The organism is Nevskia soli (assembly GCF_903970205.1).
GTDB lineage: Bacteria > Acidobacteriota > Terriglobia > Bryobacterales > Bryobacteraceae > Bog-113.
The window spans coordinates 1-9,796 of record NZ_CAJCHS010000346.1; the positions used below are offsets into that span (position 1 = coordinate 1).

General features: G+C 60.5%; 8 protein-coding genes. 2 read left to right on the top strand and 6 right to left on the bottom strand.

Translation table 11 applies throughout. The features are described 5' to 3' along the window. From H1Y01_RS15235 to H1Y01_RS15255, 5 genes are all read right to left on the bottom strand, one after another. Positions 1 to 1,331, bottom strand: a 1,331-nt coding sequence (locus H1Y01_RS15235) for an ATP-dependent DNA ligase (protein WP_180541368.1), incomplete at its 3' end; no start/stop codon positions are given. Further along, positions 1,328 to 2,350, bottom strand: a complete 1,023-nt coding sequence (locus H1Y01_RS15240; protein WP_180541373.1) for a ligase-associated DNA damage response exonuclease — start codon at positions 2,348 to 2,350, stop codon at positions 1,328 to 1,330. The genes H1Y01_RS15240 and H1Y01_RS15235, both read right to left, overlap by 4 nt. 220 nt (positions 2,351 to 2,570) lie before the next feature. Further along, the gene (locus H1Y01_RS15245; protein ID WP_180541369.1) at positions 2,571 to 3,281 is read right to left on the bottom strand and encodes a hypothetical protein; all 711 of its coding nucleotides are present in this window, start codon (positions 3,279 to 3,281) and stop codon (positions 2,571 to 2,573) included. A gap of 20 nt (positions 3,282 to 3,301) precedes the next feature. Continuing rightward, positions 3,302 to 4,108, bottom strand: a complete 807-nt coding sequence (locus tag H1Y01_RS15250) for a protein-L-isoaspartate O-methyltransferase family protein (RefSeq protein ID WP_219341582.1) — start codon at positions 4,106 to 4,108, stop codon at positions 3,302 to 3,304. A 60-nt stretch (positions 4,109 to 4,168) separates the two neighbouring features. After that, on the bottom strand, positions 4,169 to 4,678 hold the full coding sequence (locus tag H1Y01_RS15255) for a hypothetical protein (RefSeq protein ID WP_180541371.1): 510 nt from the start codon (positions 4,676 to 4,678) through the stop codon (positions 4,169 to 4,171). A gap of 149 nt (positions 4,679 to 4,827) precedes the next feature. On the opposite strand from H1Y01_RS15255, the gene H1Y01_RS15260 reads away from it, so the two are divergent. Both H1Y01_RS15260 and H1Y01_RS15265 read left to right on the top strand, forming a co-directional pair. Continuing rightward, positions 4,828 to 8,238, top strand: coding sequence for a tetratricopeptide repeat protein (locus H1Y01_RS15260; RefSeq protein ID WP_219341583.1), 3,411 nt, complete (start codon positions 4,828 to 4,830; stop codon positions 8,236 to 8,238). A gap of 34 nt (positions 8,239 to 8,272) precedes the next feature. Beyond that, the gene (locus H1Y01_RS15265; protein WP_219341584.1) at positions 8,273 to 9,289 is read left to right on the top strand and encodes a VWA domain-containing protein; all 1,017 of its coding nucleotides are present in this window, start codon (positions 8,273 to 8,275) and stop codon (positions 9,287 to 9,289) included. 324 nt (positions 9,290 to 9,613) lie between these two features. On the opposite strand, the gene H1Y01_RS19580 is transcribed toward H1Y01_RS15265, so the two are convergent. Continuing rightward, positions 9,614 to 9,796 (bottom strand): hypothetical protein (locus H1Y01_RS19580; protein ID WP_219341585.1); only part of this gene is annotated, 183 nt, incomplete at its 5' end.

Consider the following 9,796-nt stretch of genomic DNA (forward strand, 5'->3'; position numbering starts at 1 on the left):
TTGGCGAACGGGACCAGCTCTCCGTTATCCCAGACGGCGAATGTATAGTCCGTGAATAGAGACGCGCGCTTCCCGTTTCCCGGTTGCGCGTAGAGTAGAACCGCGTCGACAGAGTACGGCTCTATCTTCCACTTCCACCAATCGCCGCGGCGCCGCCCGACGCGATAAGGAGAACCGAACCGCTTCAACATGAAACCTTCAACCCCACGCTCGCGCGAGCTGCGCCGCAGTTCCTTCAACTGTTCCCACGACTCGGCCGGGACAACGGGAGACAGAACCGCATGCCCGGAACCGGCAATGCCGGCTACGATCCCTGTAAGCTGCCGGCGCCGTTCTTCCAGCGGCAGTTCCCGCACATCGACTCCGCCGGACTCGAGTAGATCGTACGCAACAATCGCCGCCGGAACGTCGCGCAGCATCTTATCGCTAAGTACCTTGCGACCGATCCGCCGCTGCATCTGCGCAAAAGGCAGCGGAGCGTTATTCTTCCACGCCAGAATCTCGCCATCGATTGCCGTACCTTCCGGCAGCAGCGCGCCCAGCGCCTCCAGTTCAGGGAAACGCTCTGTTATGAGCTCTTCCCCGCGTGACCATAAGAAGGTATGCCAGTTACGCCGGATCAGTTGGGCGCGAATACCGTCCCACTTCCATTCGACCTGCCATTCAGCCGGATCGCCGATCGCTTCCACGTCGCCCTCAATCGGATATGCCAGACAAAACGGATAAGGGCGGCTCACGTCCGCATCGCTGCTATCCGCGCCGAACAACTGCCCGTGAAACTCGGGAGTCGGCTGCCAGTCGCCCATCAGTCGATGAGCGACTACATTGGGATCGAGCCCGCTCACCTTAGCGATGGCGCGAACCACCAGATTCTGCGAGACGCCGACGCGAAACTCGCCGGTAATCAGCTTATTCCAGACGAAGCGCTGCCGCTCATTCAACTCGCGCCAGCTCGCCAGCATCGACGCCCGCCGCTGCGCATCATCCCAGCCACGCATCGGAAGCAATCGTTCTTCGACCCAGTAAGTAAGTGACTCTTCGGTCGAAGTTGTCGGCGGAGGTAGAAGTAAAGCAATGGTCTCGGCTAAGTCGCCGACCGCGTGGTAAGATTCGGAGAAGATCCAATCCGGCAGACCTGACTCCTCGATGGCCCAGCCAACTAAGTCACGCGTCGCAATCAGCCGCTTCGGCCGACGGCCGATCAGGAAGTTGATCGCCCACACCGCATCCGCCGGAGTCGCGGCACTTAGATAAGCCGCGATCGCATCCACCTTCTCGTTCGTCTTGGTGGTTTCGTCCACCGCGGCGTATAAGTCGGCGAAGCGCTTCACTCGAACGCCTCCGCCGAGTCGACAGTTGCTTCGCTCTCGTCGCGTTCGCCTTCAAAGCGCGTTTCCAGCGCCTTCGCATCCAGGCCGCGCTCACAGAGCCAGCGCACCAGCGGCGCTCGGTAACCATGCGTCACCATCACGCATTGCGCGCCGGTAGCTTCGATCGCCGAGAGTAAGCCGGGCCAGTCCGCATGGTCCGATAGCACGAAGCCATGATCGATCGAACGGCGCCGCCGCGTGCCGCGAATGCGCATCCAGCCGGAAGCGAACCCGGTGGATACCGTGCCGAACCGGCGCAGATAGGGATTGGCATTCCCCGACGGCGGCGCGACGATCAGAGCCCGCGACCAGTCGTAGCCTTTCTCGACCGCGCCGGCATAAGCGGTTTGGGGTAAGTCAATGCCGGCATCGCGGTAAACGCGATTGAGTTTCTCTACGGCGCCGTGACAGAAGATAGGACCAATGGAAGGGTCAACGCCGGCCAACAAACGCTGCGCTTTGCCTAACGCATAGGCGAACAGGACGCTGGCTTTGCCGTTCTCCTGATTGCCTCGCCACCAGGCGTTCAACTCAGAGAAGATCTCAGGTTGCGGACGCCACCTGTAGATCGGTAACCCGAAGGTGGATTCGGTGATGAAGGTATGGCACCGGACCGGCTCAAACGGCCGGCAGGTCCTATCGTGTTCCAGCTTATAGTCGCCTGAGACTACCCAGACTTCTCCGTCACTCTCTATGCGAACCTGCGCCGAGCCGAGGATGTGGCCCGCAGGATGGAACGACACGTGAACGCCGTCGAACAGCACAGGCGCGCCCCAGGCGGCAGTTTGGATGACCGCGTCCGGTCCCATGCGCGCGCGCAACACGCCCCGGCATTCTTCGGAGCACAAGTAAGCCTTACAGCCCCAGTGCGCATGGTCCGAATGCGCATGCGTGATGACGGCACGATCGACCGGGCACCAGGGATCTACGTAGAAGTCACCCGCTTCACAGTAGAGTCCGTTGCCGGTGACACGCAGCATGTCGCTCAAAGCTGTTTATTAGTATCTACGAATGCGGCGGACAACTCGGAGAGTAACCCCTTCCAATCGCGGTACTTAGAACCTGCCGTACCGTTTCAATGACCCGCCGAACTTCGCCGCCGCGGGCTGCAGGCCCGTGTTTAGCCCCGATACCCGCAGTCCGCAGTGGTACGATCCGGTCAAGAGAAGCTTGTCCTCAAAACCGAGCGGAGCGCCGAAGCTAGTTCTTAGTCATACTCAAGCCCGTTACAGTAGCGTCCGTATTATGGGAGAATCGGATGCCGTAAACCCCGTCCGTCGACTTGAGCTTCCCGGCAGTAACCAGCGCTGATTTGTCATAACCAGCGACCACGGTCCCATTAATCGAGCACTCCACGCGATCGCCTTTCACCGACATCGCGATCTCTTGACTAACCGGTTCGCCCGGTCCGGCGGCCTTATGCACCGCCGCGTTCGCCTCGGGCCGCCGCCCGTTCATTTGGAACGCATCCGGACCAAAGCCTCGAACGATGAAGGTACCGTTCCCGTAGGCGGCGCAGTACAGGTAACTTTGTTGCGCAGTCCCCAGATCATTGCCCGCAATAAAGATCCCGTACGGATGCGGGTGGTCATTGCGGTTCATATACTTCGGCTCGTTGAACGTCGCTTTCACGGTATAGTTACCCGTTGCTTTGTTCGCGGGATTCCAATACGCGGTCGCCGGACCCGTCGTGACATGCAGCGCGGCGCCTTCCTGCGTGAGCTTCGCGCTCTTCAAAGTTTGGCCGGATTTTTCCTCATTCGCGTCGATCTTCCCGGTCCAGCCCGGCGCGAATACACCACCGCCCTCGATGGCCTGGGAGCCTTCCGATTGACCCCGCGCCGATTGGATGGCCGCGGGAATGAGCATGACGACGATGGCTGCAAATGCAGTGTTGCTGGTGAGGCGCATCGGTTGTAGTATATCGTCCGTTATGGCGCGTCGTGGGCTCGCGTCGAAAGCGACCACCCTGGGGCCGAGAACCAAGAGTCCTCCCGGGGTAGGTCACCGCGATGCAACGATTTGACTTGCGTCCATCCGAATCCCCGAAACGCTTCAGTTAGCTTCTGCGCGGTAGCTTCATCGCGCGCCCCGGCGCACGGGACGAACATCGCCTGCACGACAAAGCGGGCATCGAACCTGCCGTCCAGCCGCCGCGTCACCAGAAGCATCGCGCCAACGCCCTCCGCCGGCGTTAGTGGGAAAAGCAGACGACCCTTAGGGCGAAGTGCATCAAGCCATACGCTAAGTGGTTCGGTTGCTCCGGCACTTACATAGATAACGTCACACTCAGGTAAAGGAGCTTCACTGCCGGACCGATGATGGACAGCGACTTGACGATACTCCGCCAGATTCCTTGCAGCCTGTTGCGCCAGCGAAGGTTCGACCTCGTAGGCCTCTACAGAGCCGTTCTCTCCGGTAAGTTCAGCCAGCAGTGCCGTGTAATAGCCGCTACCTGCACCGACATGTACAATCCGGTTTCCTTTCTCGATACCGAGTGCCGCAATCGAGACCGCATGCAGGGTGGGCTGGCCATTATTCAACGGGCCATCCGTCCCGAGCGAGACGACCACATCCTGATAGAGGGACGCGGGGTCGTCGGAGGGGGTCTCGATGTAACCGGCCCGCGGCGCGTAGACCTTCCAGGGTCCGGGCGGCAGGAATCGCTCGCGCGGTATGGAGGCGAACGCCGCTTCCAGTGCGCTTCCCGGCGGAATCCCGGCGTTTGCGGTGATCATCCGGGCGAAGAAGTTCCTGTGTTCCTCTACCCGAGCCATACCTTCGCCCGTAGCAGTCGCCTAGGAAGCGGCTGCCCTACGCACTGCGGGAGCGCTTCCCGCCGCCGAAGCATCGAACCGAATGGCCGCGAAGTAACCCAGACCCACAAATGCAGTCAGCGCAACCACCTGCGTCACCTTGAACGCTGTCCCCATCGCCCCCAGCGCGTTCAACGCAGGAACCTTCTCGAAGGACTGCGCGATCAATACGAACACGTTGAAGTATAGAGACGCCAGGGCGGTCAGCACATAAGTTCGGCGCCAGCCTCCCTCCAGGTGAAAGCGGTAGCGCGCGCCGATGGCCAGAGCAAGCAACACCACCGAGAGAGCGCCGACGACATAGGAAGGCTTGAACCCGTGGAAAGGAAACAGGAATCCCGTAAGGACCGTGATCACCGTGGAAGCTAGAAACACAGCCGTCCAACGGTCAAACCGTTGCGCAGTTAGCAGCCCGAACAAGACCGCCAGACCGGTAAGGATCCCGATCAGGCTCAAGGCTACGTGGAAAAGAGTGAACGCACTTAAGATCATTCGAATTCCCCTTCAATTCGGCGATTTCAACTGCGAACCGCCTGAGCAAGCTTACTCCATTTCGAGGCCGATTGGGGCGCCGTTCGCCCCCCGGCATTTCCCAATGCGTAAATTGCGTGATAGAGTGATTTGCTAAACGGGGGAATCCCATGAAGTGTTTATGGACTGCGGCGGCGGTTCTAGCCGTAACCGCTCTGTCATCGTCAACGCCTGCCCGTGCTGACGAAGCGGTTGACCGGGCTGTGCAACTGGAGCAGGCGGGGAACGCGGCCCAGGCGCGCGCCATCCTGCTTGACGCTGTTCAACGCACGCCGGACGACACCGCAGCGCTGTCTGCCTATGCCGAATTTCTGGATCGTTATCGCGACCCGGAAGCGCGCACCGTGTATCGCAATCTGCTGGCAAAGTTGACCGGCAATCCTCAAGAGAGCCTGCGGATTCAGCGCCGGCTGATCCTTTTGGACTTGGTTGAAGGCGATGCGAATGCCTCGCACACTGATCTGGCGGCGTACGCTGCCGCGGGCGGAAAAGATGGCCAGTTAGGCGCCGCGCCCGTTGAAGCGCGGCTCTCGGGCGCTAACCCGGGCGCTTCCAGCGATGGCGCTTACATCGATATCCCCGGCCCGCTCCGCTCCTTCGCCCGGATGGCGGCGATCGCGGTCGATGCCGCGCCTGAAGACATTCTGCCGGCCGTATCGCGCAACGTGATTGTGAACGGGTATCAGGCTTCTCGCAACAGCGAAACGCTCGAGCCCACCGAGTACATGAAGCTGCTGCTCCGCTACATCTCGCAGGCCCGTGAACTCGAACAGCTAGCCGGTCCCACCATGATCATCAAAATCGACACCTGCGATTCGTCGCAAACGGCCGACTTGCTGCGCATCATCGGCTTCCGTATGCGCGGTGGATGCGGCAGCGAAGTCGTGCTCGAAACGGTGAACGCCGCGCGCGCTTTTCTCACGTCGGACTCCGGTTTTCCAACCGCGCAGCTGGAGCAGGCGTTGCGCACGAATCGCCCGTTTGTGTACGATTTTCACCCGTCGCACGTGCCCGTTCTGTTCAGTCCCGATTACTGGGTTTCCGCCAAGGAGAAAGGCAATGGAGACTACCTCGACGCGTTTCTGGGCGACCCTACAATCTGCCGCTTCTATCTGGGCATGTCGAAGCTGAATCGCACCACCGCTGAAGAGCTGCACAAGAACGTGCCTGCCGCACGTCTGCATTCCTACGCGAGCGTCCTCGATTTCTTCGGCAGCCTGTTTGAAATTCGCGATGGAAAAGCCGTGGTTCCCGGCGGAAAGAGGTCCGCTCAGGCGTGGTCCGATCTGGTCGGCGTGTCCTGGGAACACGGTCCGCAATTTTTCGAAAGACTGCTCGCCAAAGATGACGGATGGATGGCCAGCCTCTACGATTCGCTGGCCCGCATTCACGGCCCTGTACAGGAATATCTGACCGACCCCGTCCGCATGAAGCGCTTCTATGCGGCTGTGCGCGGCGACGTCACCAGCCCCGGACCCGCGCGCCCCGTGTTTCGCGCCAACACCGACATGGTCTTGCTGACCACCCGCCTGCGGATTGACGCCAATGGCTACGCTCATATTCCGGGCGGCGTGGCCGCATGGAGGGACTTGTTCGGCCCGCGCTCGCGAGTCAAGTACGACGCGAAACTCGCGCGAACGGCGGCCTACTGGGGCACTCCCGATGACGTTCTGGAAGCGCTCTTCGGCATGGCTCACAAAGCCGTGGGAAATGAACCGCTCCGAATCTTCATGACCCTGAGCGACGTCGACCGCTTCCGCGCCGCGCCGCTCGCGTCCAACACCATCGAGGTTCTCATCCGCAACTGGAGGCAATACGGCCCGCAGTACAGCGTCTTCGCCGAAGCGCCGGCCCTGTCCGACGCGGCGATCCTGGCGTTCATCGACACGGCTTCCGCGCTGGATCGTATTCGCGATCCGCAAATTCGCGCCGACGCCGCCGCGAGCATGCAGGCCAACGTCGGCCTCTGGCAGATCTTTTGCCGCCATGCTTCGATTCACGCAAGCGACGCGGATGCCTCGCTCGCGAAGCTGCTGGCTGAATTCGCGCCGATCAAGACCGAGCGCGACGTGTTCGATGCCGATCGGAAATCGGTGGCGGTTCTGCTGAGCGCGACTCACACGCCGCCGGGCGCCGATCCGCAGGCGCGCATCCTTTCCCTGCTCGCCGGGTCCAGCGACAACGGCGAGTCGGAACCGCGCGATCAGGTGGTGAAGGATATGCAGCGCGTACTCGACGCGCAGGAGGCCGTGAGCCTTACGAGTCTGCTCGCCATTGCTTCTAACGTCGAGCAAGCCGCCGCCGGTCAGAAGGCCGACATGGCGCTGGTGCAGAAGCTCGCGGGCAAGATCGCTGAGATTCAGCTGCCGCAGCCGCCGCTTTCCGTGGCCGAGAAGAATGTCATCGGCGCTGGGTATTGGACCGACAAACATATAGCGACGGAACGCAAGATGAATCTGCGCGCGATGATCGATCAGGCTCGGCCCGAAGATAAGGTCCGCGAGGTCGAAGGCGCCCTCGCGCCCCATATGCGCGATACGCTCGTCGCGCTGAACTATGCGCACTATGCGCCGCCGGGCGCGCAGATCCTCTACACCAATCCGCTGTTCGTCCGCTCGCACGAGTTCGTCGATCCGCAGGGCACGTCGAACACTTGGAAAGAGACGGTGCTGCTTGGCGCCGGTTGGCCGTCGAACGGCGGAGGGCGCCTGACCGGATCTCTCGCGAACCTGCCTTATGCGCTGGCGGAAGCCGAACAGAACTTCATGGTTCCCTCCCAGACGCAGGCTTTGATCTGGGGCGACCTGGCGCCGCAGATGATTCTCTCGGCCAAGCTTCCACGCTGGTGGAACGTCACGCCCGTGCAGATGCACTGGGTCAACCTGAATATGCGTCTGGGTGAAACGCTGCTGGCCGAAGCGGCGATACGTCCTCAGGTCAGCGCGGTCGTATTTGACACGCTGCATGTGTTCGTGCCGCCCCAGCGCGTCGAAGCGATTCATAAGGACCTGGGTTCGGGTGACGTTCACGCCGCCATTGAAACGCTGACGCCGGCTGAATTGTTCAACTTCGCTGGAGCCTTGCGCAACTCGCCGGAACTTGCGCCGGTTCTCGAAAACGATCCGGCTTCGCGCGAGATGCGCTCCATCGCGGCGCAACATGCGGCGGACGTTTCCGATGCCGCGATTTCATCCGCGTTCGGCACGCCTAAGCCAACGCTGGCCAACTCCTACCGGCCGGAACTCCTCCGGTTGCAAACCTTCCCGAGTCTGATGGGATATTCCAGCCGCATCATGGCGGAAAGCTGGGAGTCGAATACGCTGTATTGGGCCGCGCTCGCCGATCAGAAGCATCTGGCCCCTGCGGAACTGAACGTCGTCATTCCGGAATGGACGCAAAAAGTAATCGAGCGCATCTTCGCGTCGCATCTGGAAGATTGGCCGGCATTGTTGAAGTCGCTGCGGACCGTAGGCGATGAGGTTCGCGCCGGCACGGTGCCGGGGCAGCCGGCGGGAGCATAGATTTTGAAAACACCTTATGGATTCGGGGGAAAAGGTGCGTAAGCTTATTCGCGTATTGGCGATTATTGGAGTGTCTGCCGGGGTCGGGGCGTTGCTCCTCTGGGCTCAGGAAAGAATGCCGGTGTTCAAGTCGAACATCAATCTGGTGGTCCTGACTTTTACGGTTACGGACGGTCATGGGCACTATATCAACAATCTGAAACCGGGTGATTTCAAAGTGCTGGAAGACGGTATCCCGGAGAAGATAACTACGTTCGAAGAAGGCAACGCGCAGGTCATGCAGGTGATGGACGATGGCTCTCTGCGGCCGATGGCGCCATCGGAAGAGCAAGCCAAACCGGACGCCTCCGCGACGCAGGTCGGGCTGGATGCGCGGTCCGATGAATTCAGCGGCACCAACGTCTTCGTCTTATTCGATACCAGTAACTTCATGTATCGTGGCTTTGTCTACGCGGAAGACGCGATCGCGGATTTCGTGCGCGGACTGGATAAGTCGGACTCGGTCGCGATTTACACGTTCAGCCGTAATCTGTCGCGTCCGGCGCCGCTGACGCGCGATCGCAGCAACGCCATCAATGGCCTGCGTACTTCGGTTGCCGGCGACGATACGGCTCTTTACAACGCTTTGCTTCTGACCCTGCGCGATGCCGCGAAAGTGCCGGGCCGCAAGGTAGTCATCGTGTTCTCTAACGGACCGGACAACGGAAGCATGATCGCTCCGGATGACGTGCGCGCCGTGGCGGAAGACGAGGGAATTCCGATCTACGTGATCTCGACGAATGAGGTCAATAAGGATTCGATTTCGAGCGGCGTATTCAAGCGCATCACGTCGCGAACCGGCGGCAAGGCTTACTGGGCTAAGACTTGGCAGAAACAGGTGGAGGCGTTCGAGAACATCCGCGAGGATTTGGGTAACTCGTACACCGTCACTTACTACCCCGCGCCAAACCCGAACGAGGGATTTCGGAAGATTACCATTGAGTTAGCCAAGGATCCGGGTAAGAAGCTGAGGGTTCGCGCTCGGCCTGGCTATCGTCCGCGCGTTGGGTAAGTGCACTTGCTACGGTAGTCCAGCCTGACAGGTCTGCGCTGCGTTTGTGTGGTAGAGTGGGACACTCGAAAAGGACGGGCCGGTTAGAAATGATGAGACGAAAAAAACCGGTCCCGCTTGGCGCTCCTGGGGTTCGCACCCAAAAACGGGGATATGCTCATGTTCTCCATCGAGAATAGGGGAAATCGAATCTCGAAGTCAATCGGCGGTTCTTGAGATCGGTCAGGGAGCCAGCCTTTGCCCGGCGAAACGCCTCCGGGGGTCATCCCTTTTGGACCACGCAGAGCAGAGAAGATTGCCGTCAGGATCTTCCGGTACATAAAGTCAGCAGGTGGGCTTGTAGCGCCACGGATAGCGGGTTGCGCCGAGCTTCACGAGTCGCTCCACTTTTTCCAGGATATGGGTCAAGGGAGAGATTCGCGCCTTTTCCTTCGGGATCGCGAAGCACCGCCCAGCCGCCTTGCGGAGGCTCCCTGGGGACGTACCTAAAATCGGCGCCTTAGGGCC